Genomic DNA, 26,478 nt, shown 5'->3' on the forward strand with positions numbered 1-26,478 from the left:
CGGGCTTTAGGAGGTTAAAACGCATTTGTACTGTGCCCGATAATGTTCTGTTTGAATAATTAAGATATATAAACCTTGTGGGAGGGGAATCGGGAGGATAGGGTTCCCTGCCTGTACCGCTTGCGTGAATACTAATATGCCTGCCGGAGTAAACAGTTCGACTTTACCGGGGGATGGAAGATTAGTAATGAATAAAGTCTTGTTCTCTAGCTGATAGCTTAATTCCGGAAATGAAAAGGCTTGATTGGAAACAGGGGAATCTTGTCGGGCTTGAGGTTCCGATGTCGGGAAAGATATGGGTGCGTTCGTTGATAATAATTTATAATTGGCTGGTTCGGATGTATTATATACAGATAGGCTGGTACTTTTATGCGCTTTGACAAAGAAAGCGGAGAATGGAGGGATGGCGAAATCGCTACCGATCACGTAGGGTTGGTAGGTGGAGCCGTCATATATATAAATGTATCCGTCTAAGGCCGAGTTTGATTCTATTTGACTAAGAGCTAAAGGAGCCGGCAGAGGATTACCGCATAGATACCAGCCGTTGTGATTCTGGTTCTGGCTTTGGTTGTTAATGCTTACCGGAATAGAGGCTTGACCGTTTTTTCCGAAATCTATAGGGATATCTTTTGCTTTCGAGGAGAAACGAAGGTTCTGACGATCGGCGGAAGCGTCAATAGCGATCAGGTATCCCTTGTTCTTCTTGAAGATGGGCTGGGATGTATTGATTATTGTTCGTGGTATGACTTCCCAGTTGTTGGAAGGGCTTTGTGAATTAGCTCGCTTTTCTCCGTTATAGGTTTGTACGTAAAAGTAATTACCGTTTGTATCGCTTTTGTCATCACCCAGTTGGAAATCCGGGTCTATGCCGGAAGCGAATACATCGAAGGGGAAGGAGATAAAATACCATTTGCCTTTTTGAGCGAAGGTCTTCTCGATTGTTATTTTGCCGGAGATGTTAATAGTTCCAAACGATCGCAAGGTGGAGGAAGACGCCAAGATACCATCATTAGGATAGATGGTAAGGTTATTTGCGGATAGATTTCCGGTTGGTAAAATATGGATATTTCCATTGCCAATAAAGATATCTTTACAGCTGATATTTGTATTTATGGAGATATTGCCGTTAATCAAGGCGTTGCGGTGACGGTAGGCGGGTAGGTGGCTCCAGCGATCCTCATGGTTCCAATCGCTGTTTCCGGTAAATAGGGAATAGGTAGGAATGATTCCATGAGCATAAACACTGTCTACATAATAATAGCCGTTTTTGGTATTGGCGGCCGGTGCGGGGACGATAATATCCAATCCCGGGGGATTGCTGCCTATATCCGTCTTTTCGAATGAAGCAGTAGCATCGTCTTTATTTAAAGTTATGATCGACACATATTCTGGTTTGTTAGGGCGGTAAGTCTTAACTTGCATCTTTTCTCCGAGCATTAAATGGATGCCCCCTTTCCGTATACTGATTTTTATATCTTGATGATCTGTTAACGTGAAATGCTCGAAAGCCGCTTGCGTATTCATTGGCATTCGTAACCCGTAGTTTCCGTGGCTGTTAGGAATATCTTTCACGCCGGAGATATCTTCAATAAGGGCTTCACCTGTAATGGCATAATCCCAATTATCAGAAGCAAGTCCCTCAAATGTCTGCATCCGAAACGTATCTCGAATAGATATATTTGCGTTACTTTGCACAAAGCTTTCCCATGTAGACGGATTTGAAACTTGTGACTGGATAAATTGTTGTACGAATAGGAATACCGTACAAACGACAACGCGTCTGGATAGATGCCAAATTCTCTTTTTCATAGCTAAGTTGATTTATATTTGTAAATATGTTCGCGAATATACGTAAATAATTGAAATAATATATCTTTGTGGCATGAAAGAATTTATCATATCTGAGGCACAGACCGAGAAGGCCGTTTTGGTGGGTTTGGTTACCCCTGAGCAAAATGAGCAAAAAGTTAAGGAATATCTGGACGAATTGGCTTTCTTGGCCGATACGGCAGGGGTGGATGCGGTAAAGCGTTTTACCCAGAAAATGGATTACCCGAATTCCGTCACTTTTGTCGGGACCGGTAAATTGCAGGAAATTAAGGAGTATGTGGTAGAGAATGAGATCGGTTTGGTGATCTTTGATGATGAGCTGAGTCCGAAGCAACTCCGTAATATTGAGAAAGAATTGCAGGTGAAAATCTTGGATCGTACGAGCTTGATCTTGGATATCTTCGCTAGCCGTGCACAGACCGCCCATGCGAAGACACAGGTGGAGCTTGCACAATATAAATATATGTTACCCCGCTTGACTCGTCTGTGGACACACTTGGAGCGTCAGCGAGGCGGCGTAGGTATGCGTGGTCCGGGTGAGACACAGTTGGAGACTGATAAACGTATTATCTTGGATAAGATCGCACGATTGAAGAAAGAGCTGGTGGATATTGACAAGCAAAAAAGCGTACAACGGAAAAACCGGGGTAAGATGGTACGTGTAGCGTTGGTCGGATATACGAACGTAGGTAAATCTACCTTGATGAACTTATTGAGCAAGAGTGAGGTCTTTGCCGAGAATAAGTTGTTCGCTACGTTAGATACGACCGTACGCAAGGTCATTATCGAGAACTTGCCGTTCTTGCTGTCTGATACGGTCGGATTTATCCGCAAGTTACCGACCGAGCTGGTGGAATCTTTTAAATCGACCTTGGATGAGGTACGGGAGGCGGATTTGCTGGTACATATCGTGGATATCTCACATCCTACTTTTGAGGAGCAAATAGAGGTTGTGAACCGTACGTTGGCGGAGATCGATAAGACCGAGAAACCGATGATTATGGTTTTCAATAAGGTGGACGCATTTACCTTTGTCCCGAAAGAGGAAGATGATTTGACCCCTCGTGGTCGTGAGAATATCGATCTGGATGAACTGAAACGTACGTGGATGGGAAAATTGCAAGATAATTGCATCTTTATCTCCGCCAAGGAACGTACGAATATAGAGGCGTTGAAAGAGATGTTGTATGAACGGGTCAAACAAATCCATATCACCCGTTTCCCCTACAATGACTTCCTCTTTCAGCAATATGATGAAGAGTAGAGTCTTACAAAATTAGTACCAATGAATCATTTGAGAAATTTGCGGCCGGATGAGATCGCCACCTTGCGATCTCAGGCTTGCCGGGCCGATGATTGGAATCAAGTTTGGGTTCCAGAGGTGTTTGATATTGAATATGTGAACCACGTACGTTTTTCAGGAGTGGTTAGGTTAGGAGCCTTTCGTAAGGTGTTTACCCTGCCGGGAGGATTGGTAAAGCATAGCGGGCTTCGTCATGTTACCCTACATAATTGCACGTTGGGGGATAACGTGTTGATTGAGAACGTACAGAATTATATCGCTAATTACCGGATCGGTGATGACTGCTTTATCCAGAATATAAATGTTATGTTGGTGGAAGGCAAGGCTACGTTCGGGAATAATGTCGAGGTGTCGGTCTTGAATGAGACCGGCGGGCGTGAGGTTCCGATTTACGATGGCCTGTCGGCTTCATTGGCTTATATTATAGCATTGTACCGTCATCGTCCGGCCTTGATCGAACGCTTGCGGGATATGATTACCGCTTATACGGAGGGTATTGCTTCTACGGAGGGAACGGTTGGCGATAAGGTCAAGATTGTCAATACCGGTACGATCCGTAACGTGAAGATTGGTGATTACGCGACCATAGAGAATAGCGCACGTCTGGAAAATGGTTCCGTAAATAGTAAGAAGGAGGCCCCGGTATTTATCGGGGATAGCGTGATCGCGCAAGATTTCATTGTCTCTTCGGGAGCCAAGATCGCGGATGCCGCTAAGATTATCCGTTGCTTTATTGGACAGGCTTGCCAAGTGACGCATAACTTCTCGGCCCATGATTCCTTGTTGTTCAGCAACTGCGCTTTCGAGAATGGGGAGGCTTGCGCTATTTTCGCCGGTCCGTTTACGGTGTCTATGCATAAGAGTAGTTTGTTGATAGCGGGAATGTATTCGTTCTTGAATGCGGGAAGTGGCTCTAACCAGAGTAATCATATGTATAAGCTGGGACCGATCCATCAAGGGATCGTGGAACGTGGTTCCAAGACGACCAGCGACTCGTATATTCTTTGGCCGGCCCGTATCGGCGCTTTCTCTTTGGTAATGGGCCGCCATCATCATCATAGCGATACTTCCGATATTCCATTCTCCTATTTAATAGAGAAGGATGATGAGACTTACTTAGTCCCGGGAATTAATCTTCGCAGCGTAGGTACGATCCGTGATGCCCAGAAATGGCCGAAGCGTGATAAACGTACGGACCCGGATCGCTTGGATATGATTAACTATAATCTATTGAGTCCCTATACGATCCAGAAGATGCTGAAAGCAGTAGATATCTTGAAAAACCTGCAGGCATTGGTTGGAGAGACTTCCGAGATTTATTATTATCAGAATACTCGTATAAAAGGTTCCTCCCTCCGGAATGCGTTGAACTTTTATGGGATGGCAATTAATAAGTTCTTTGGTAACTCGTTAATCAAGCGTTTGGAAGGTACGACCTATTGTTCTATGGAAGAGGTCTGGGAGCAATTGCGTCCTACGGAATCCAAAGGCTCCGGAGAATGGCTGGACTTGGCGGGCTTGATCCTCCCGAGGGAACCGCTAGATGCCTTGTTGCAAGATATCGAACAGGGGGAAATCGCTTCCTTAGAGGATGTGGAATGCTTTTTCCGTTTGGTTCACGGACGTTATTATTCCTTGGAATGGACATGGGCCTACGAGATGATCGAACGTTATTATGGGGTGGATCTCCGTTCGATTTCCGCCGCAGAGATTATTGATCTGGTTCGTCGTTGGCAAGAATGTGTGATCCGCTTGGATGAGATGCTTTATGAGGATGCCCGTAAGGAATTCTCCTTGACTTCTATGATCGGTTTCGGTGTGGATGGTTCCAACAAGGAAAAACAACAGGATTTCGAGGGTGTTCGAGGAGATTTCGTGAATAATCCGTTTGTTACCGCCGTGCAGGAACATATCGTGAATAAACGGGCGCTTGGGGATGAACTGATCGAGAGGTTGAAACCTTTAGTATAAAGCTTATGAAACCATTATTTCAAGAACTGCCATTCCCGATAGATAGTCACATTCATTTCTATGTGGAGGATCTACCGCATTTTATAGTGCCTTGGCACTACCATCCGGCTATTGAGATAATGTATATCACAAGTGGTACGGGTACTCGCTTTGTCGGGGATCATGTGGAAGGATATTTCGAGGGCGATGTTTGTATGATCGGCCCTCAACTGCCACATGAGTGGAGAAACGACCCTGTTTATTTCGATAAGAGCTCTGGCTTGCGGGCTACTTGTATTTGCTTGTTCTTCAAGCGTCAGATTTTTGAACCTAATTTAATCCGTCTTCCGGAGATGAATAATATCCGGGAATTGATAGAGCGTTCCCGTAGAGGGATTAAGTTTGTGGGTAAGTCCCGGAAGAAGATTGCCGAGCTGATCAGCCAATCCGCCAATGAGACGGGAGCGAGTAGGGTGATCAAATTGATTGCTTTACTGGAATTAATGGCGACTTCCGAAGAATATGAGATATTAGCCAGTACGGGGTTTACGGAAACGGTCAACTCGGACGATTTCGAGCGTTTCAATAAGGTCTATAAATATCTGGTGAAGAACTTCACGTCTCCAGTGAAGCTGGAGGAAGTCGCCGCTTTGGTAGGCTTGACTCCGACCGCTTTTTGTCGTTATTTCAAGAAACGGACCAAGAAGACTTTCGTGGAGTACTTGAATGACATGCGCATAGGACACGCGAAAAAACTATTGATAGAGGGAAATCTGAAGATATCCACGATTAGCTCCGAGGCCGGATTCAATAATCTATCCAACTTCATCGGCCAATTTAAGAAAACCACGAATATGCTTCCATCCGAGTACCAGAAAAAATATAAGGAGCGCCTGGATGGAGAATAAGGGCAGGATTTCATAGTTGTTTGGAAAAATACTAAAATAAAGCCCAAGGTATTCGATCTATTTTTGCGATATAAGTTGTATCGTAAAATAGAATATCATGGAACATAAAAAGATTGTAATCCCATCCTTGTCATTTTTTCAAGATGAGCTAAAGGGGGAAGGTGTGGTAAAGAGCCGGAGAACTTTAGGCGAGCTTGCCGGAATTTTTGAGAATCAAGATGCTTATTCCCAATTACCATTAGATCAATTAGCATACGAGGTATATAGTTATTTACCGGAGCGGGAAGGCACTCCGGGAGGGCTTTATTTTGGTATTACTCAATTATATCCGGGAAAGGTGGGAGATGAGTATTTCATGACGAAAGGCCATTTTCATCAACAAGAGGATCGTTCGGAGTATTATTGGGGATTGGAAGGCGAAGGTATGTTGATCTTGATGGACCGAGAACGGAATACGTGGGCGGAAAGGATGATGCCGGGTAGCCTGCATTATATACCGGGCGGTGTAGCGCACCGGGTAGCTAATACTGGAAATAGCGTCTTGTCATTTGCTGCGTGCTGGCCTTCGGATGCCGGGCATAATTATGAAGAGATCGCGAATAAGGGCTTCTCGGCCCGATTGGTAGAAGTGGACGGTACCCCTAAATTGCGATAGCTTATGTATACGATAGCGATAGATTTAGGGGGGACGGTCGTAAAGATCGGACTATTGTCTGATGGTGAGATCGTAGACTGTGTGAGATTACCTTCCCGTCTGGCTCTGGGATTAGCTCCGAACTTACCTAAGATAAAGGAGGCGATTGATCGGTTGTTGGCCGCTTGGCGTATTGATGTGGCTGCGCTTCGTTGTATCGGCCTGGCTTTTCCCGGGCTGGTAGATCCAATTCATAACCGGGTAATCTCTACGAATGAGAAGTATGATGATGCCTGTTCGATCAGTCTGGATAAATGGGCATGGGAGAATTGGGAAGTTCCTTTCTGCATGGATAATGACGCTCGTTTGGCCGTAGCCGGAGAATGGTGGCAGGGTGCGGCCCGGGGAAAGAACAATGTAGTCATGATGACAATCGGAACCGGTATCGGTACGGGAGTCGTGATTGATGGACGGCTCCTGTATGGACAGCATTTTCAAGCGGGTTCTTTGGGTGGGCATTTTGTGCTGGATTATAAGGGCCGTCGGTGTTCATGCGGGAATAACGGCTGTGTAGAAGCTCTGTCTTCCTCTTTCTTCTTACCGACCATTGTCAGGGAGCATGCCCTTTTATCGGAATCGTTTAAACGAGATGCGGATATCTATGATTTCAAGCGCATTTTTAGGTTAGCGCAGGAGGGGGATGAAGATGCTTTATTAATTAGGAATGAATGTATGGATATCTGGGCGTCGGCGATAATAACCTATATACATGCTTATGATCCGGAAGTCGTGATTCTAGGTGGGGGGATTTTAAAAAGCCAAGAGGTGATTATCCCTTATATCAGCAAACGAGTGGATGAGTTGGCTTGGTGTCCTTCCGGGAAAGTCCCGATTGTGCCGGCAATCTTGGGCGATGACGCCGCTTTATTCGGTTTGGAGTATTTCATGGTAAAACAACAGCAAAATGAACGGATTTGTATTTGATAAAGGAATTGATATAACACCGGTTCAATCGCCTATGGGGTTTACCTATGGGGCGGGTGTATTTGGTCCGGAGGTCGAGATTCGCCGGCTGGAAGATATACGGGCTAGTTTGCGTGATCCTCAATGCAAGGGACCGGAGCAGGTTTACTCGATCGCTATGGATGTCGGCAAAGAAGAACATCGTGCGTTGCTGAATAAGTTACATTTGTTATTCGGGGTAGTGACATATAGTGCTGGTAAATTGGGGCAGGAGCCAGTCAGAAGTCAAGGGCATATTCATAAGATATCTCCTTATAGCGGTTGGTCTACGCCGGAGATCTATGAGATTTGGTCGGGAGAGGCGATTATTTATATGCAGGAGTATGCGGAGGATCAGCCGGGTAGGTGTTATGCGGTGCATGCCTTTCCGGGGGATGTGGTAATCGTACCGCCTTATTGGGTACATGCGACGATTAGCGCGAATCCGAGGTTGCCTTTGACTTTCGGGGCGTGGTGCGATAGGGAATATGGCTTTGTATATGAGGGGGTTCGTAAGCACAAGGGAATCGCTTGGTTTCCTGTGTTTAATGGACGTGATGAATTAGAATGGATCGCGAATCCGATGTACGATTCCTCTCATTTGATTTGTAAATCTCCTTCGGATTATATTTCTTTAGATATTCGGAAAGGGGTATCTATTTACAGACAATTCGAGGAAAATCCGGAGATTTTCTTATATGTGCCTAATCCGGCGTTGAAGGCGGAGGTATGGCGTGATTTCGAGCCTTGAGTTTATAGATGGATTAAATACACAAGAAAAACATGAAAAACACGAGCTATAGATATTGGATGATTTATGTAATAGCGATTGTCGCCGCTATGGGAGGACTATTGTTTGGCTTTGATACCGGCGTGATTTCCGGGGCGATTCCTTTTTTCCAGAAAGATTTTGGTATAGACGATAGTATGGTGGAGGTAGTTACTTCCTCCGGTTTGCTGGGAGCTATTCTGGGAGCGCTGTGTTGTGGTAAATTGACGGATCGCATAGGACGTAGGAAAGTCATTTTGACTTCGGCTGTTATTTTCGCTTTCGGTGCGTTAGGATCGGGTTGGGCTCCGGACATTTACCACTTGATTGCCGCCCGTTTATTCTTGGGAGTGGCTATCGGGATCTCTTCTTTTGCTGTACCTCTTTATATTGCGGAAGTTTCCCCGGCGAAGTCACGGGGGATGTTTGTCGCCATGTTCCAATTGATGATTACGATCGGGCTTCTGGTATCTTATCTTTCGGATTTGTATTTTGCGGATGAGACGTCTGTTTCATGTTGGAGGCCAATGTTTTATGTGGGGGTGATTCCCGCTATTATTTTGTTCGTGGGTATGTTGCTGGTTCCACCATCTCCAAGGTGGTTGATGTCTGTTGGCCGGGAGGAAGAGAGCCTATCCGTCTTAAAGATGGTCGAGCATCCGGATTTGGTAAATGCCTCGTTTGAGCAGATGCGGAATGAGATGCGAAAGAATGATGAGCGACAAGGATGTTTTAAGGATCTGGCCCAGCCTTGGTTACGGAATGCGTTAGTTATCGCTATCGGTATTATGTTTTTCCAGCAATTTGTAGGTATCAATACCGTGATTTATTATAGCCCTAAAATCTTTTTGATGGCCGGTTTCGATGGTGCGGTCTCTGCGATTGGGGCCTCTGTCGGGGTAGGTGTTGTCAATTTATTATTCACGTTGTTGTCTGTCTACTTTGTAGATCGGCTGGGAAGGCGTAAACTTTATTTTCTGGGGTTGAGCGGTATCGTGATTTCCTTGTTGCTACTCGCTACCTCTTTTATATTCGCCGCTCAATTAGGGGATTCTGGGAAATGGCTTTCCATCGTCCTTATTTTCTTATATGTGGGATTTTTCGCTATCAGCATCGGGCCGTTAGGTTGGTTGATTGTGTCGGAAGTGTTTCCACAAAAGCTAAGAGGGTTGGGGACTTCTCTCGGCTCGTTGTCCGTATGGTTTTTCAATGCGATCGTATCGTTTACTTTCTTCAAGATATTGAAGGTGTTTTCAATATCGGGAACCGAATTAACGATCAATGGCGAAAGCCAAGGGAATCCGGCGGGAGCGTTCTTATTTTATGCGTTCATTGGAATTGTGGCGATTATTTGGGGATATTTCTATGTACCGGAAACGAAAGGAGTTTCATTGGAGAAGATCGAGGCTTTTTGGAGAAAAGGAGGACACCCGAAAGATAAAATAATATAATATGGATAGAAGAGTATTTATTAGACAAACAGCAGTTGCGGCATTAGGCGGCTTAGTGGCTTTTGATTTATCAAAGGCATCAGCTAAAAGTGAAATGGCTTTTGCCGGGAAAGGAGAAATCTCGCCCCGGGCAATCACTATGTGGGATTTTTCTTGGTTGGAGAGGCGTTGGCCCGGAGCCGGTTATGAGGACTGGGACCAAGTATTGGACGAGCTCTCGGAACGGGGGTATAATGCGATACGTATTGATGCTTATCCTCATTTAATAGCGGAGAATCCAATGAAGAAATGGTTACTTAAAGAAGTTTGGAATCAGCAAGATTGGGGAAGTCCGGATATGAATGAGGTACAAGTTCAACCGAATTTGAACTTGTTCTTGTCGAAATGTAAGGAGCGGGATATTAAGGTCGGGCTTTCTTCTTGGTATCGTCTCGATGTGGATGAGGTTTGCCTGAAATTGGATACACCGGAGAAATTGGCGGATTGCTGGCTGACAACCCTTCGTTCGATCGAGGAGGATGGGTTATTGGATACGATCCTTTATGTAGATCTTTGCAATGAGTGGCCCGGTGATTCGTGGGCTCCTTTTTTCGCTAAAACCTATCCGAATGTCGGTTGGGGGAATTGGTATAAGGAGGAATCCTTACGATGGATGAAAACCTCGTTGGAGAAGATGCGACAAGTATATCCGGATATGCCATTCTTATATTCTTTTGATCATGGGGATGTCAAGAAATATGAAGAGGTGGATTGCTCTTTTCTTGATTTGTATGAGCATCATATTTGGATGGCCCAACAGAATGGTGGAGAATTTTATAAGCTGGTGGGATATGGCTACAATCGTTTTTCACCGGATGATTATAAGAATGTGGTGAAAAACGCGGAACGGGTTTATCGGGAAAGACCTGAATATTGGCAGAAATTGTTGACTGATAAGATCGAGCTTATGGCTTCCGTGGCCCGGAAGAATCGCCGTCCTCTCGTTACGACAGAATGTTGGGGATTGGTGGATTATAAGGATTGGCCTTTATTGAAATGGGATTGGATAAAGGATCTTTGCGAGTTAGGAGCTATTACGGCTGCCCGTACGGGTATGTGGGTCGGTGTAGCGACCAGTAATTTTTGCGGGCCTCAGTTTGTTGGAATGTGGCGGGATGTGGAATGGCATAAACGATTGACTTCTATTATCCGTTCTTCTCCGATTGATGCGTCTCTCATGAAGAATAATGAGGTAGCGGCCAAATTGTTGAAACGGCTTTAATTTTGGGATGGTATGTATTACGATCATTCTTATATTTTGATAAGATTCTAAAAGCAGGAGGTAAATTTCTATAAAGTTTATGTCTTTAATAATTGTAACTTGCCTTCGTGAAAGAGTTAAATAAATCGGATGTCATGAAAAGAATAATTTTAATTATGTGTTGTTTCCTATCTGTATTCGCTTGGGCCGATGATGGGAGGACAACGATCTCATTAAATGGGGAATGGGATTTCGATCAAACGGAACTGGCTTTTCCTCCACGGAAATATACCCGTAAGATACCGGTTCCGGGATTGGTACATTTAGCGAGGCCTAAAATCTCTCAATACGAGAAATTCTTTAAGAAACCTGACGGCGTGGAGCTGGTGGAACAGTTTAATTTCTTAGAGAGAGATTATACGCCGATGTATAATTGGTATAAGCGGAAAGTATTTATCGATGAGAAATTTAAGGATGAGCAATTATTCCTTACGATAAAGAAAAGCCAATATGTTACACGAGTCTTCGTGAATGGGCATGAAGTGGGGGCTTCTATGGAATGCTATACTCCAATGGATTTTAATATTACGAGTGCCGTAAAATATGGCTCGGACAATGAGATATTGATTCAGGTGGGCGACCGGGCGTGGTTGCCTAGCGAGGCCGCCGGCGGAACGGATAAGGAGAAAGTCCATTACCTACCCGGAATCTGGGATGACGTGTTCATTACGGCTACTGGTAAGATGCGGGTCGATAAAGTTTTATTCCTGCCTTCTCTGGCTAAAGGATTGGTGACAGTTAAGACCTTGGTGAGAAGTTTGTATCCACCCCAAATGTTGTATGGGGATAAAATGAAGGATTCTTGTAAGATTGAGTTCTGTGTCAAGGAGAAGACTACAGGGAGGATAGTAGGAAAGAAAATGATTGAAGGTGAGGCTAAGCGGGATAATAGGACTTATTTCGAAACGAGTATCTCTTTGGATAATCCGAAGGCTTGGACTCCTGATTCCCCTTTCTTGTACGAAGGTGAGGTCTCGGTGTATGACCAAGATGAGCTTGTAGATCGTTATTCCGTGAACTTCGGTATGCGTGATTTTTCGAGAAAAGGTAAATTCTTTACGCTTAATGGGGATAAATTCTACTTACGAGGTTCCAATATTACGCTTCAACGTTTCTTTGAGGACCCGGATTGTCAAGCGTTGGCTTGGGATCGGGAATGGGTGAAGAAACTGATGGTAGACCTGCCAAAGTCAATCGATTGGAACGCTATGCGAATATGTGTAGGAATTGTACCTGACTTCTGGTATGACCTTTGCGACGAGTATGGTATCGTATTACAGAATGAGTGGCTATATTGGCAAAATCATGGATGGGATGAACAGGTACGTAAGGAGTATACGAATTGGGTATGGAGCGATGGGAATCATCCCAGTATCGTGATCTGGGATGCGATCAATGAGAACTGGGACAGTTATATAGGAAATACGCTGATTCCCGAACTAAAGGAATTAGACCCGACCCGGATCTGGGATGCCGGTTACATGACATCAGATCAGATGGGGACGAACGATGAGATGGATGAACCACACCCTTATCGTGCGCTTACGTTGATGCATTCCAGCGAACTGAACGACTACTTCAAAAACAATCCCTATAACTTAGGTGCATTGCATGAGAATTGGGTAGGTTTCTCTTCTATACTAGATGCGGGCGTTCCTCAGTTGGTGAATGAGTACGGATGGATTTGGTTATGGCGTGATGGACGGCCCTCGAAATTGACACTTAACAATTACAATTACTATCTTGGCGAGAATGCCACTCCGGAACAATGTCGTGAATTGCAGGCATATTGGTTGGAACTTGAGACGGAATGGCTGCGTTCGGAACGTTCGGTAGGCGGAATCTTGGCTTTTTGTCATTTGACAAATAATTATGGTTTCACGGGAGATTGGTTCATTAATGATATCAAGGATTTGGAACCTTCACCGGCTTTCCGCTGGTTCAAGCATTGTTTCGCCCCCTCGGCAGTCTTTATCGATTTAGCGGATCGTCGTTATACCAAACATCTCGAGCCTTTGAAACCGGGTAGTGATTTAGTATTCAACTTGGTAGGGGTGAACGACTTGAATAAGGAGTCGTCTGGAAAAGTTCTCATGAAACTACTAGACGAGAAAGGAACTATTATTTCGACACAAGAAGAGTCTATTGTGATTGAACCTTTTGGCAAGCGGCTTCAGCCTTGCCTTCTGAAATTGCCCTCAAAAGCAGGAGGTTATCTTTTGATAGCCGAGTATCATGAGAAGGGGGGGCGAAACCAGTACTTAGTCGCCGTTATCTAAAAGTAGGCGATGCGGTAACCTCTTTCAAAGATTACTTCGAGTATACATTAAATTAGTTAGGTTAGCTTTTATATCCAATTTCCTACGGCGGCACTCCTCGTGAGTGCTGTCGAGGGGAATGCTACCCCTTTTTTGAAAATACTCAGAGTCCGACTAACCAAAAAGTAATGTTAGGAATATTGTTTAAACCTTTAAATTCGAATAATTTATGAAAAAGAAAAGTAAGGATCAGCGATGGCGTTGGATATGTGTCGGGTCATTATTGCTCGCTTCCTTAAATGGCAATCTGGAGGCAAGCGGCCCTTCCCATCCTAATGTAAATCCGGTGGAAGTTTCTCAAGCGACAAGAAAATTGCGAGGAACGATCTTGGATACAAATGGAACTCCGGTTATCGGTGCGAGTATTTCGGTAAAAGGAACTACTACCGGTACGATCTCTGACATGAATGGCGTATTTACGCTAGATGTGAAAAATGGCGATATATTGGAAATCTCGTTTATAGGCTATCTCTCCCATACGGTTAAGGTCGGTACGCAGACTGATTTACAGATTGTCTTGAAAGAGGACACGCAAGCCTTGGATGAGGTGGTAGTGGTTGGTTATGGTGTTCAGAAGAAGAGCGTGATGACAGCGGCCATCAGTCGTGTCACCTCCGATGATTTGGAGAAGCTGACGCCGACCCGGGTAGAGGATGTGTTACGAGGAAAAGTCTCGGGAGTAAGCATTATGCAGAATTCCGGACAACCGGGAGCCGAGTCGAGAGTCCGTATCCGTGGTACAGGAACTATCAATGATAGTAACCCTTTGTATATTGTGGACGGAATGCCACTTGAAGGAGATGTCGATTATCTGAATCCGCAGGATATACAGTCTATCGAGGTCTTAAAAGATGCCGCTTCAGCCGCTATCTACGGTTCACGTGCGGCTAATGGTGTTATTCTGGTTACGACAAAGAGCGGGAAAAAAGGAAAAGCGGTTGTCAACTATGATTTCTCCATCGGTTGGCAAAATCCTTGGCGAAAAATGTCGGTCTTGAATGCCACCGAATATGAGACAATAATGAATGAGGCTTACGTGAATGCCGGGATGGACCCTATTTACGATGATCCTTCGAAAGCTGGTGTAGGGACGAACTGGCAGAATGAGATTTATAACGAGAATGCCCCGATCATGAATCATCAAGCGAGCATCAGTGGTGGTGGTGATAAGGGAAGCTATTTCCTTTCTTTTGGTTATTTAGATCAAGAAGGAATTGTTGGAGGAAAAGATAAGTCGGATTATAAACGATATAGCTTACGTTTCAACAATACCTATAATGTGTTTGAGAATAAGACGAATAAATTCTTCCGTAGTTTCAAGGTCGGTACGAACCTAGGATATACACGGATCATATCCAAAGGTATTTCGGAGAATGACAACTTCTCCGGCCCGCTGGCAAGTGCGGTGATGACTCCACCGAACGAATCGGTCTATCTGGAGAATCCTTCGGCGGAAGATCTCGCTTATTACGAAAAAAATTATCCCGGTTATGTCAAGGATGACGAAGGCCGTATTTATAACGTGATCGAAAATCAAGAGATCGTGAATCCGGTCGCTATGATGCAGACCTTAAACAATAACAAGGACTGGGATAAATTTGTAGGATCTGTTTGGGGTGAATTGGAAGTATTCGAGAATCTTACGTTTAAGACCTCTCTCTTTACGGATATGGCTTTTTGGGGCGAAAGGAATTGGTTCCCTGTTAGTTATTTGTGTTATATGGTCAAGAATGAGAAATCGAGGGTGGAGCAAACGATGAATCGTGGCATGAAACTTCTTTGGGAGAATACGTTGAGTTATAAACGTTCGATCGATAAACATAATTTCGCGGTTTTACTGGGAACCTCTATGGAACGGTATGATAGTAAAAAGGTAAAGGGAACGGCCTTGAACTTACGAGCGGAAGATGATCATAAAGCGTGGATCGATTTCACCAATAGTGCCTCTCCCGGCGATCAGCATTCGGAAGGTGGGGCGACGGAGCATCGGATGGCCTCCGTTTTCGGACGATTGAACTATAATTATGACGAAAGGTATATGCTTGAGTTAACCCTTCGTCGGGACGGTTCCTCTAACTTCGGCCGGAATAATCAATATGCCTATTTCCCGTCCGTCTCTGCGGGCTGGACGTTGACTAACGAGCCTTTCATGGAAAATAAACCGGGATGGTTCGACTTCTTGAAAGTGCGCGGAAGCTGGGGACAGAACGGAAATGAGAAAATCGGATCGTTTGGATATACTACGACAATGACCGGAGGAAATAACTATAGTTTCGGGGCAAGCTCGAACGGTGTCATTCATAGCGGAACAAAGCCTACTTCTTTGGCTAATCCTGATTTGCGTTGGGAAACATCGGAGCAATTGGACTTTGGATTTGATTCTCGCTTCTTTAATAACTCCCTTTCTTTTAGTTTTGATTGGTTCAAGAAAGATACAAAAGACATGTTGATGGAGCGTCCGATACCCCTATATGTGGGAAGTGGCTCGCCTTTATCGAATGTCGGGACATTGACAAACCAAGGTATCGAGCTTGAAGTCGGTTATAAATTAAGTGTAGATAAAGTGAATCTATCTTTCTTGGCGAATGCTTCTTATGTGAAGAATGAGATCAAGAATCTGGGAAATCAGACGGGATATATTGATAAAGAGAGTTTACCAACTTTAGGTACGGTATCAAGGAACGAAAATGGTTATCCAATCGGTTATTTCTTCGGATACAAGGCAATTGGGGTTTTCCAGACACAAGAGGAGATCGATAGCTATATCAGTCCTGCTACCGGTAAGCCTATACAACCGAATGCGGCACCCGGTGATACGAAATTTGAGGATTTGAACGGAGACGGAGTGATCAGCGATGATAACGAGGACCGTACGATGATAGGCAAGCCTAATCCGGATTGGATGGTTGGACTTACCGTTGCGGCTGATTGGAATGGCTTTGATTTAAGTGCCTTTTTCCAAGGTTCTTTTGGAGCGGATGTTTTCGATGCGTTACGCCGTTATGAGTTGGCGGCAGTCAATTATACGTCGGATGCTTTGGAGCGATGGACTGGACCGGGTACCTCCAATTCGATGCCAAGGATTGTGTTAGGTGATACGCCTAAGAACTTCCGTCCGTCTACTTTGTTGGTTCACGATGCTTCTTTCTTGCGCTTACGTAATTTACAGGTAGGTTATACGCTACCGGCTCAGTTGACCCGGAAAGCTTATATACAACGCTTGAGATTTTATGCGTCGTTCGATAATTTGTTGACTATTACGGGATATAAAGGGATGGACCCGGAAATTGGTTCAACAATGGGTATAGATAAGGGTGTATATCCTCAAGCCCGGGTTTATACATTTGGATTGAATTTGACATTTTAATCATTAAAATTAGTGTTATGAATAAATATATTTATCTGCTAGCCGTTGTATTCGGACTAAGTGGCTGCAATGATTTTTTAGAGTTGTCTCCGACGAATAAGGTTATCGAAACGGATTATTACAAGACACAGGAGGATTTGACCGAGGCATTGGTCGCTGCCTATGACCCGTTGAAATGGAACGCTTATAATGCGTATAGCTCTTATGAACTGGTAAGTAATATCATGTCGGATGATGCGGAGACCGGTGGATCGACGGTCTCGGATCAACCGCAGTTGCAGCGAGTGAATGATTTTACCAATTGGGTGACACCGACAAACTTACCCGAGGGTTTATGGGGGCGTTCGTATGAGGGTGTGAACCGTGCGAATATCGTGATAGAGAAATGCCCCCTTCTTCCGGAGGGGACGATGTCGGAGGAGCTTCGTGATCGTTATGTGGCTGAGGCTCATTTCTTGCGTGTATTTTATTATTTCCAGTTGTGGCGTTTCTTTGGATACATACCGTATTACGAGACGAATTTGGGGTTGGATGATATAACAACTGTCCCTCAGTTACAGCCGGATGAGGTCTATGCGAAATTAATCGAGGATTTAGATAATAATGTTATTGGGAAGTTACCTAAGATAGTCCCGGCTAATGAGAAAGGACGAGCTACGAATGGTGCCGCTATCGCGATGAAAGCACGTATCGTTCTATATCAGAATGATGATACTAAAATGAAGGAGATCGCCAGCCAATTGAAAGAACTAATTACCGATCCTGCCTATCAATATGATTTGATCCCGGATTATAAAGTTCTTTTTGATGATGAGTATGAATGGTGCAAAGAATCTGTTTTTGAAGTCAATTATACGGAAATCGGGAACTCGAATGATTGGGCAGGCAAGGCTAATCAAGGTAACTCCGATATAATAATGCTAGGAGCCAGAGGTTTGAAAGATCCTAATAATGTATATGTGGAAGGTTGGGGTTTTGCGCCTGTAACAAAAGCATTGAATGATGCATTTTTACCAAATGATCCTAGAAAGTGGACAACAATCATAGATCATGAGGAGTTTAGAGCGGAAGGCGGGACGGTTAGCTCGGATGTGAATCAATATACAGGATATAGCGTACGCAAATATCATCCTCGTGCGGGGTATTCTTCTACGGTTGGCACGGAAGCGCTGAATTATAAGAACAATTACCGTGTAATTCGTTTCTCCGACGTATTATTGATGGCATCGGAAGCTTTGTTGAGAAGTGGAGGTAGCGTAGGCGAGGCACAGGATTATTATGCGAGAGTCGTTAAACGTGCGATGGGGGATGATTATAAGGTTCCGGTGGTTTCATTGGATAATATCTATAAGGAACGCCGTTATGAGTTTGCGATGGAAGGTATTCGTTATTGGGATTTAGTACGTACGAACCAAGCAAAAGATTTTATCAAAGGTTGGGATGATACAAAGAAATACTTACCGATCCCTCAGTCGGAGATTGATAAGTCGGATGGCCATTTGGTACAGAACCCTCATTTCTAAGAATTGAGCTGTATTTACATTTGTTCATTTTAGGAGAACCTGATAGCTTTTAATTTGTTGATAATTAGATATGGATGTGTGATCATTTGTCCACATCCATGTTTTTTGTCTTTAAGTAAATAGTTTAAATCGATAAAATATGAGATTAAAATAGAGTAATAACGGTACACGAATACCCATTTGCGACCGCTTACGATCCCGTTCGTTGGCTATTCACTTACGGATCCAAAAAGAAGGACATTTCTTTTTAGATGGGATAGGCTTGTATTCCAGATCTTTTTATGTACATTTGAAGCCACCCAATAGTGGGGTAACTAAAACATGATATGACTATGGAAAAGAAAACAGAAAAAGAGGAGAAGTATATGAAGGAATTACAAGATCGATATATCCGTTTCGACTGGGCCATCAAACGCCTACTCCGGCAAAAAGCGAATTTCGGAGTGCTAGAAGGCTTTCTTACCGTGTTCTTGGGCGAGCAGATCAAGATTGAGGAGATATTGGAGAGTGAGGGAAACCAGCAAATGGCCGATGATAAATTCAATCGGGTGGATATCAAGGCTAAGAACACAAAGGGAGATATCATCCTTATCGAGATCCAGAATACCCGCGAGCTTTATTATTTGGAACGTGTGCTTTATGGCGTGGCGAAGGCCGTCACCGAGCATCTTCATTTGGGACAGGACTATTCCGGGGTGAAAAAGGTCTATTCAATCAGTATCCTTTATTTTGATATAGGCGTAGGAACCGATTATCTGTATCACGGGCAGAACCAATTTGTCGGCGTGCATACCCATGATCATTTACAGGTAAATACCAAGGAGAGGGGTGCGATCGTCAAGCGTCTTCCCTCGGAGATCTTTCCGGAGTATATATTGGTCCGGGTGAATGAGTTTGATAAGGTGGCCGTGACCCCCTTGGAGGAATGGGTGCGATACTTGAAAGATGGGATCATAACTTCCGGAACGACAGCCCCCGGCTTGGAAGAGGCACGAGAGAAATTACGCTATTACTCAATGTCTCCCGAGGAACGTTATGCTTATGACGAACATCTGAATGCGATTATGATCCAGAATGACGTGTTGAGCACTGCTAAGTTTGAAGGACGGGAAGAAGGATTAGCAGAAGGATTAGCAGAAGGCAGAGAAGAAGGACTAATAGAAGGTCGAGAAGAAGGCCGTGTGGAAGAACGTCTAGAAACAGCTCGGCGTATGCGGTCTGATGGGCTTTCGATGGAAATGGTCGTGCGTTATACTGGTTTGTCAGAGGAGGAAATAAATAAATTATGATATCTTGGGGCTTTGCTAGCGGAGCAGGATCGGTTCTTTTAAGTTCTTGGCCTGCTCCTCGGATGATGTTCCAGTATCTCTTTGCGAAGGAATTCCCGGTCGATATGTGTATATATCTCGGTGGTGGTGATTTTCTCATGCCCCAGCATCTCTTGGATAGCGCGTAAGTTGGCGCCTCCTTCCAGCAAGTGGGTGGCGAAAGAATGACGGAAGGTATGGGGACTTACGTTTTTATGGATACCGGCGGCCTCCGTCTGTTGCTTGATGATATGAAATACCATGATACGGGAGAGGGCCGTTCCTCGCCGGCTTAGAAATAAAATATCCTCGAAGCCTTTTTTAACCACGACCGAATTCCGGTCATACAGATAGTTTTTAATTTCCCGCAAAGCAACTTCGGAGATAGGAACAAGCCGTTGTTTGCTTCCTTTACCCTCTACCCGGATGAAACCTTCCTTGGGATATATATCCGAATAACGCAGGCCAGTAAGCTCCGATACGCGCAGTCCACAACTATATAAAACCTCCAGCATCGCACGGTTCCGCTGTCCCTCGGGAAGCGTGAGGTCTATCGTGTCGAGAATGCTATTTATCTCGTTGACGGTTAATACTTCCGGCAGCTTCAATCCGATCTTGGGAGACTCTAACAATTCGGTCGGATCATTTGTTATATAATTGTCAAGCAATAAGAAACGATAGAACGATTTGATACCCGAGATGATGCGTGCTTGCGATCGGGGATGGATACCGATGTCACGTAATTGGGCGATGAACTGTTGCAAGTCGTCGTAGCTGATCTCCTTAACGTCCTTTTTCTCATCCTCTGCGAAACGTAGCAATTTGTCAAGATCTGTCAAATAGGCGTCGATGGAGTTGGCTGAGAGCGATTTTTCTAATCGTAAATAGGTGTTATATCGGTTTATTATATCTTTTCCTTGTCGCATTGTCGGTATGTCGTTATGAATGTGTCAAATAAAATCCTTACCTTTGCCGGATAATTCCGGCCTCAACGGGCGGTACAAAGGTAATAAACTTACAATTAAGAATGAAGAAGATTCAGATCATCAATGGCCCTAATTTGAATCTGTTGGGCAAGCGAGAACCGACAGTATACGGAAATGCCTCGTTCGAGGACTATTTGAGCGAGTTACGTGCCCACTTTCCTCAGTGTGAGATATCTTATTATCAAAGTAATGTGGAAGGAGAGATAATTAACAAGATCCATGAGGTGGGTTTTGAATATGACGGTATCGTGTTGAACGCCGGCGCTTATACGCATACTTCCATTGCGTTGTACGATGCTATCAAGGCGGTTACTACGCCAGTCGTGGAGGTGCATATCTCGAATGTGCATGCCCGTGAATCGTTTCGTCATGTGTCGATGATATCGGCGGCATGCAGGGGAGTGATTCTTGGGTTTGGGCTGGATTCGTATCGGTTGGCGATCGAATCGTTTATGTGATAGAAGGTTTAGAAGGTTATCAAATAGAATTAATAATTAGGTTATAATAATTTAAGGTATATGTTAAAGCATACGAAGATTGTTGCTACAGTTTCCGACCAGCGCTGCGACGTTGCGTTCGTTGAGGCGTTATATAAAGCGGGAATGAATGTGGTGCGCCTGAATACGGCTCACATGATGGAAGAGGGGTTGACCCGTGTGGTAAATAACGTCCGTACCGTATCCGACCGTATCGGTATCTTGATGGATACGAAGGGGCCGGAAGTACGTACCACGACGACGGTAAACAAGGAACCGATCCCTTTCAAGACTGGAGAGATCGTGAAGGTAATCGGTAATCCCGATCAGGAAACTTCGCATGATTGTATTTGTGTGTCATATAAGAATTTCGTGAACGACTTGGCGATTGGCAGCGACATCCTTATCGATGATGGTGATCTGGAAATGAAGGTTACCGGGAAATCCGGCGATTGTTTGCTTTGCGAGATCCAGAATGACGCTACGCTAGGTAGCCGCAAGAGCGTGAATGTGCCGGGCGTACGTATCAATTTGCCTTCGTTGACTGAGAAAGACCGTAATAATATCCTTTGGGCGATCGATCATGATCTCGATTTTATCGCTCACTCATTTGTTCGCAACAAACAGGACGTATTGGATATCCAACGTATCTTGGACGAGCGTAACAGCCCTATCAAGATTATCGCTAAGATCGAGAATCAAGAGGGTGTAGACAATATCGAGGAGATTTTGGAAGTGGCTTATGGCGTCATGATCGCTCGTGGTGACTTGGGTATCGAGGTTCCGGCCGAGAAGATCCCGGGTATCCAGCGTATGCTGATCCGTAAATGCGTGGAGGTGAAGAAGCCGGTTATCGTGGCTACGCAAATGCTTCATTCCATGATTAATAATCCTCGTCCTACTCGTGCCGAGGTTACGGATATCGCCAACGCTATTTATTATCGTACGGATGCTTTGATGTTAAGCGGTGAGACGGCTTATGGAAAATATCCGATCGAGGCGGTACAGACCATGACGAAAGTGGCTCGTGAAGCCGAGAAGACCAAGCTTTCCGCGAATGATATCCGTGTGCCGATCGAGGGGAATGATTTAGACGTGACTTCTTTCTTGGCGAAACAAGCCGTTAAGTCTTCTTCTAAATTACATGTAAAGGCGATTATCACGGATAGTTACACGGGTCGTACGGCACGTTATCTGGCCGCTTTCCGCGGAACCTCTACTGTGTTCGCTATATGCTATAATCCTCGTGTGATGCGTATGTTGGGTCTTTCTTATGGGGTATGGGCGGTTCATCAGCCATACAACGACAGTCGTAGGGGATATTTCTATGATGCGTTGAACCAGCTGATCCATAGCGGACGTATCACTCGCAACGATATGGTAGCGTATTTGAGCGGTAGCTTCGGCGAAGGTGGCGGTACCAGCTTTTTGGAGATTAACAACGTAGGAAAGGTGCTGGATGCCGGCACGCAATATCAGTTGCCTACTTTTAAAGAGTAAGAGGAATGTTTACGGGCGAGATTGATGCGTATATTCTTTCTCATATAGATGAAGAAGGGGATTTGCTGTCGGCGTTGAATCGCGACGCCAATGTGAACCTTCTCCGTCCGCGTATGCTATCCGGGCATTTGCAGGGTAGGATATTGAAGATGTTTTGCCGGATGATTCGTCCGAGAAGAGTCTTGGAGATCGGGACTTATACGTCTTATGCCACTTTGTGTATGGCGGAAGGCATGGAAGAGGGGGCGTTGATCCATACGATTGAGATCAATGACGAGATGGAGGATTTTATCATGAAATATCTTTCCCGCTCGCTACATAAGGACAAGATAAAAGTCCATTTTGGGGATGCGATGGAGATTATCCCCCGTTTGGATGAGACGTTCGATATGGTTTTTATCGATGCCGACAAACGCCTGTATTCCGAGTATTATGATTTGGTATTCCCGATGGTCCGTCCGGGCGGCTTGATTCTCGCGGATAATACGCTTTGGGACGGTAAAGTGGTAGAAGAAGTGCATCCTTCCGATAAACAAACGAAGGGAATACTGGTTTTTAATGAAAAGGTTAAGCAAGACGATCGGGTAGAGAAGGTGATCCTCCCTTTACGTGACGGCTTGACGATGATCTGGAAAAAGTAAATAATAAAGCGTATGGAAAGTACTAGATTACAAAAGATCGAACGCCTTCTTCAGAAGGAGTTGAGTGATATATTTCAGAAGCAGACGCAAGGAATGCATGGCGTATTGGTCTCTGTCAGCGTAGTTCGTGTAAGTCCGGATTTAAGTGTGGCGAGAGCTTATTTAAGCATTTTCCCGTCGGATAAATCGCAAGAGCTATTGGAGGCTATACGGAGCAATACGAAAGCGATCCGTTTTGATTTGGGGCAACGTATTCGTTTGCAGGTTCGTAAGATTCCTGAATTGAGCTTCTTTATAGACGATTCATTGGATTATATCGAGAATATCGACAATCTTTTGCATAAGTAATCAGAGGAGCCTTGAATCTTCCGTTCTATATAGCCCGGCGATATCTCTTTTCGAAGAAGTCGCACAATGCCATAAATATCATATCGATGGTATCGGTATGCGGGGTTGTTGTCGCCACGATCGCCTTAGTATGCGCCTTGTCGGTCTATAATGGTTTCAACGATTTGGTATCTTCTCTCTTCAGCAATTTTGATCCGGAGTTGAAGATCATGCCCCGGAAAGGGAAGGTTTTCGACCCGACCTCGGAAGAGATACGTAAGGTGAGGGAATTGCCCGGCATTGTTTGTTTTAGTGAGGTATTGCAGGACAATGCCTTGGTCCGTTATCGAGATCGTCAGGGTGTAGCTACCTTGAAAGGTGTAGACGAGCAATATGAGAAACTGGCGCAGATCGATAGTATCTTGATCGATGGAAAGTTCCTTCTGAATGACGAGGTGGCGAATTGCGCGAATATGGGGATCGGATTGGCTTTCTCGCTAGGAATAAACGCAGGCTTTGTCTCTCCGCTGGAGATCTACGCTCCGAAGCGGGAGGAGAAGGTGAACATGGCGAATCCGGCTTCTTCTTTCAATTTGGAATATGCTTATATCGGTGCTGTCTTTCGTACGGACCAACAGGTTTACGATGATTCATATATGATCGTGCCTTTGTCATTGGCCCGTTCTTTATTTAATTATGATAAAGAAGTGACAGCGGTGGAATTGAAGGTGAAAGATAGCGGAGATATCGCTCCGGTAAAGAAAGAGATTCAACGTATCCTAGGTGATCAATATATCGTGCAAGACCGTTTTGAGCAACAAGAGGCTTCTTTCAAGATGATGCAAGTCGAGAAATGGATGACCTTCTTGATCCTTACTTTTATATTGGCGATCGCCTTATTCAACGTGGTGGGTTCTTTATCCATGTTGATGATCGAGAAACAGGAGGATGTGAGTACACTGCGTAATATGGGGGCTGATGACAGTCTGATCCGTCGGATTTTCTTGTTTGAAGGCTGGATGATCTCCGGTTTTGGAGCTTTGATCGGAGTCTTGATCGGGGTTGTACTTTGCTTGCTACAACAAGAGTTTGGCTTTATAAAACTAGGGGAAGCTGCCGGAGCGTTTATTATAGAGGCTTATCCAGTACGTGTAGTCACGGTGGATATAATAACAGTCTTTGTAACGGTATTAACGATAGGCTTTTTGGCTGCGTGGTATCCTGTACGATATCTTGCTAAGAAGTTGAAAATTGAGAATTGAGAATGAATACCGCTTGCCGATAATTCTCAATTCTCAATTCTTAATTAGTTGTATTCTTTTCCGTATTTGATTTTAGCGTCGGCTACGAATTGTTTGATACGTTGTTCGTCATCCTTCTTACAAATCAATAATACGTTTCCGGACTCAGCCACGATGCAATCTTTTAGCCCTTGGATAACGGCTAGACGTTTCGGGTTATTTAATGCGATCACATTGCCGGAGCATTCGTATAGCATTGCCTCGTTATTTTTCAATACTGCGTTCTCATTTTCGTCTTTATTCGCTAGGTCGAACAAAGATCCCCAGCTACCGAGGTCGGCCCAACCGAAATCTACACATAGCATATATACGTTGTGCGCTTTCTCCATGATACCGTAGTCGATGGATATATTTAGGCAATAAGGGAAATTCTCTTGGATGAACGCTTTTTCTTCCGGGGTATTAAATTTATCCTTACCTAGATCGAAACGGCTGCTGATATCCGGGAGATATTTAGAGAACGCTTCCAAGATCGTATTCACGTTCCAGACGAACAAGCCAGAATTCCAGAAGAATTCTCCACTTTCCATAAATACCTTTGCCAACTCGAGGTTCGGTTTTTCAGTAAAGGTCTTCACCTTGGTGAAATCATCTACTACCGTATCACTGCTTTGGATATATCCGTATCCTGTTTCCGGGCGGCTAGGCTTGATGCCCAAGGTGACCAACGCACGGTTTCTCTTCACGAAATCCAACGCCTTTTGAACGTCCCTCAAGAAAACATCCTCTTTTAAGATCAGATGGTCGGAAGGGGCTACGACAATATTGGCTTCCGGATTGCATGCCTTAATATGATAAGCCGCATAAGCGATACAAGGAGCTGTATTGCGACGAGCCGGTTCCAAAAGGATTTGTTCTTCCGCTAATTCCGGCAACTGCTCCTTGATTAAGTCCGCATAAGATTCGTTGGTAACGATGTATATATTTTCAGTAGGGATGATTTTTGCGAAGCGATCAAATGTCATTTGCAGTAAAGACCGTCCGCTCCCAAAAAAATCAAGGAATTGCTTTGGGTAACTTTCTCTACTGAAAGGCCAGAAACGGCTACCGATTCCGCCTCCCATGATGACGCAATAATTATCTTTCATGATATTGGCTGTTATTATGATTATACGTTTACAAATGTAACGAAATAATCTTTCTATGCGAAACAATCCCGTACATATTCCCACTGTGAAAAAAATATTTGAAAATTTTCACCCAAACGCTTGCGGGTTTAAAAAAAAGCTGTACCTTTGCAACGCATTTGAGAAACAAACCTACTGCTAAAGCTAAAAGGTTAATCAAAAATGCCCAGATGGCGGAATTGGTAGACGCGCTGGTCTCAAACACCAGTGGATTCACTTCCATGCCGGTTCGATCCCGGCTCTGGGTACTGAAGTTGAAAAGCTTGATTGAGTAATCAGTCAAGCTTTTTTTGTATGTAATTATTCGGCAGGACTATCCACGGCTAGACAATTTTTTGGCTCACCCGATAAATCAGGGGGAAAATTCTTTAATTCTATAGAAAATTTGCACCTTTGTACCATGAACAATCAAGGACTATTAGCATTGGCACAGTTGATTCTGCCATCAGAGATACTTT

Annotated in this window: 20 protein-coding genes and 1 tRNA gene; 18 read left to right on the top strand and 3 right to left on the bottom strand. The window is 44.4% G+C overall.

Annotated elements, in window-relative coordinates:
• Positions 1-6: 6 nt before the first annotated feature.
• Entirely contained in the window at positions 7-1,809 is a 1,803-nt protein-coding gene (locus tag NBH16_RS13385; protein WP_250788719.1) for a T9SS type A sorting domain-containing protein, read from the bottom strand.
• Between the two features lie 73 nt (positions 1,810-1,882).
• Between NBH16_RS13385 and hflX the strand changes: the two genes are divergently transcribed.
• From hflX to NBH16_RS13445, 12 genes are all read left to right on the top strand, one after another.
• The gene (hflX, locus tag NBH16_RS13390; protein WP_005859898.1) at positions 1,883-3,094 is read left to right on the top strand and encodes a GTPase HflX; all 1,212 of its coding nucleotides are present in this window, start codon (positions 1,883-1,885) and stop codon (positions 3,092-3,094) included.
• A gap of 21 nt (positions 3,095-3,115) precedes the next feature.
• Positions 3,116-5,104 carry a DUF4954 family protein gene (locus NBH16_RS13395; protein ID WP_087344775.1) on the top strand — a complete coding sequence of 663 codons (1,989 nt, stop codon included), beginning with the start codon at positions 3,116-3,118 and terminating at the stop codon, positions 5,102-5,104.
• Between the two features lie 5 nt (positions 5,105-5,109).
• Positions 5,110-5,991, top strand: a complete 882-nt coding sequence (locus NBH16_RS13400) for an AraC family transcriptional regulator (protein ID WP_005863332.1) — start codon at positions 5,110-5,112, stop codon at positions 5,989-5,991.
• Between the two features lie 97 nt (positions 5,992-6,088).
• Complete coding sequence (locus tag NBH16_RS13405; protein ID WP_048927041.1) at positions 6,089-6,646, top strand: glucose-6-phosphate isomerase; 558 nt, start codon at positions 6,089-6,091, stop codon at positions 6,644-6,646.
• A gap of 3 nt (positions 6,647-6,649) precedes the next feature.
• Entirely contained in the window at positions 6,650-7,609 is a 960-nt protein-coding gene (locus NBH16_RS13410) for an ROK family protein (RefSeq protein WP_250788720.1), read from the top strand.
• On the top strand, positions 7,590-8,378 hold the full coding sequence (locus NBH16_RS13415) for a glucose-6-phosphate isomerase family protein (protein WP_250788721.1): 789 nt from the start codon (positions 7,590-7,592) through the stop codon (positions 8,376-8,378). Before NBH16_RS13410 ends, NBH16_RS13415 begins: the two co-directional genes overlap by 20 nt.
• Positions 8,379-8,410: 32 nt before the next feature.
• Positions 8,411-9,847 carry a sugar porter family MFS transporter gene (locus NBH16_RS13420; RefSeq protein WP_009016583.1) on the top strand — a complete coding sequence of 479 codons (1,437 nt, stop codon included), beginning with the start codon at positions 8,411-8,413 and terminating at the stop codon, positions 9,845-9,847.
• 1 nt (position 9,848) lies between these two features.
• A complete protein-coding gene (locus NBH16_RS13425; protein ID WP_158532903.1) occupies positions 9,849-11,108 on the top strand; it encodes a cellulase-like family protein in 1,260 nt (419 codons plus the stop codon).
• Between the two features lie 134 nt (positions 11,109-11,242).
• Complete coding sequence (locus NBH16_RS13430) at positions 11,243-13,426, top strand: glycoside hydrolase family 2 protein (RefSeq protein WP_250788723.1); 2,184 nt, start codon at positions 11,243-11,245, stop codon at positions 13,424-13,426.
• Positions 13,427-13,634: 208 nt separating this feature from the next.
• Positions 13,635-16,832 (top strand): SusC/RagA family TonB-linked outer membrane protein, encoded by a 3,198-nt coding sequence (locus NBH16_RS13435; protein WP_250788724.1) that lies wholly within the window; start codon positions 13,635-13,637, stop codon positions 16,830-16,832.
• Positions 16,833-16,849: 17 nt separating this feature from the next.
• Positions 16,850-18,355 (top strand): RagB/SusD family nutrient uptake outer membrane protein, encoded by a 1,506-nt coding sequence (locus tag NBH16_RS13440; RefSeq protein ID WP_005863316.1) that lies wholly within the window; start codon positions 16,850-16,852, stop codon positions 18,353-18,355.
• A gap of 332 nt (positions 18,356-18,687) precedes the next feature.
• Positions 18,688-19,644, top strand: coding sequence for an Rpn family recombination-promoting nuclease/putative transposase (locus NBH16_RS13445; protein WP_034531679.1), 957 nt, complete (start codon positions 18,688-18,690; stop codon positions 19,642-19,644).
• Between the two features lie 38 nt (positions 19,645-19,682).
• Here NBH16_RS13445 and xerD read toward each other — a convergent pair whose 3' ends face one another.
• Positions 19,683-20,588 carry a site-specific tyrosine recombinase XerD gene (xerD, locus tag NBH16_RS13450; RefSeq protein WP_005859891.1) on the bottom strand — a complete coding sequence of 302 codons (906 nt, stop codon included), beginning with the start codon at positions 20,586-20,588 and terminating at the stop codon, positions 19,683-19,685.
• Positions 20,589-20,689: 101 nt separating this feature from the next.
• Between xerD and aroQ the strand changes: the two genes are divergently transcribed.
• From aroQ to NBH16_RS13475, 5 genes are read left to right on the top strand one after another with little or no spacing between them, the layout of a single operon-like run.
• A complete protein-coding gene (gene aroQ / locus NBH16_RS13455) occupies positions 20,690-21,106 on the top strand; it encodes a type II 3-dehydroquinate dehydratase (protein ID WP_048927048.1) in 417 nt (138 codons plus the stop codon).
• 60 nt (positions 21,107-21,166) lie between these two features.
• Positions 21,167-22,624: a pyruvate kinase gene (gene pyk, locus NBH16_RS13460; RefSeq protein ID WP_005859887.1), complete on the top strand. Its 1,458-nt coding sequence runs from the start codon at positions 21,167-21,169 to the stop codon at positions 22,622-22,624.
• Between the two features lie 5 nt (positions 22,625-22,629).
• Positions 22,630-23,265 (top strand): O-methyltransferase, encoded by a 636-nt coding sequence (locus NBH16_RS13465; protein WP_005859885.1) that lies wholly within the window; start codon positions 22,630-22,632, stop codon positions 23,263-23,265.
• A 12-nt stretch (positions 23,266-23,277) separates the two neighbouring features.
• Complete coding sequence (gene rbfA, locus NBH16_RS13470; protein ID WP_005859883.1) at positions 23,278-23,613, top strand: 30S ribosome-binding factor RbfA; 336 nt, start codon at positions 23,278-23,280, stop codon at positions 23,611-23,613.
• Positions 23,614-23,624: 11 nt separating this feature from the next.
• Complete coding sequence (locus NBH16_RS13475; protein WP_250788725.1) at positions 23,625-24,854, top strand: FtsX-like permease family protein; 1,230 nt, start codon at positions 23,625-23,627, stop codon at positions 24,852-24,854.
• A 44-nt stretch (positions 24,855-24,898) separates the two neighbouring features.
• Here the strand turns inward: NBH16_RS13475 and NBH16_RS13480 are convergent, their stop codons facing one another.
• Entirely contained in the window at positions 24,899-25,981 is a 1,083-nt protein-coding gene (locus tag NBH16_RS13480) for a mannose-1-phosphate guanylyltransferase (RefSeq protein WP_009016577.1), read from the bottom strand.
• Positions 25,982-26,184: 203 nt separating this feature from the next.
• On the opposite strand from NBH16_RS13480, the gene NBH16_RS13485 reads away from it, so the two are divergent.
• Positions 26,185-26,268, top strand: a tRNA-Leu gene (locus NBH16_RS13485).
• The last annotated feature ends 210 nt before the right edge of the window (positions 26,269-26,478 follow it).

Source organism: Parabacteroides sp. Y3-G-102 (assembly GCF_023656845.1).
GTDB classification, from domain to species: Bacteria; Bacteroidota; Bacteroidia; order Bacteroidales; family Tannerellaceae; genus Parabacteroides; species Parabacteroides distasonis.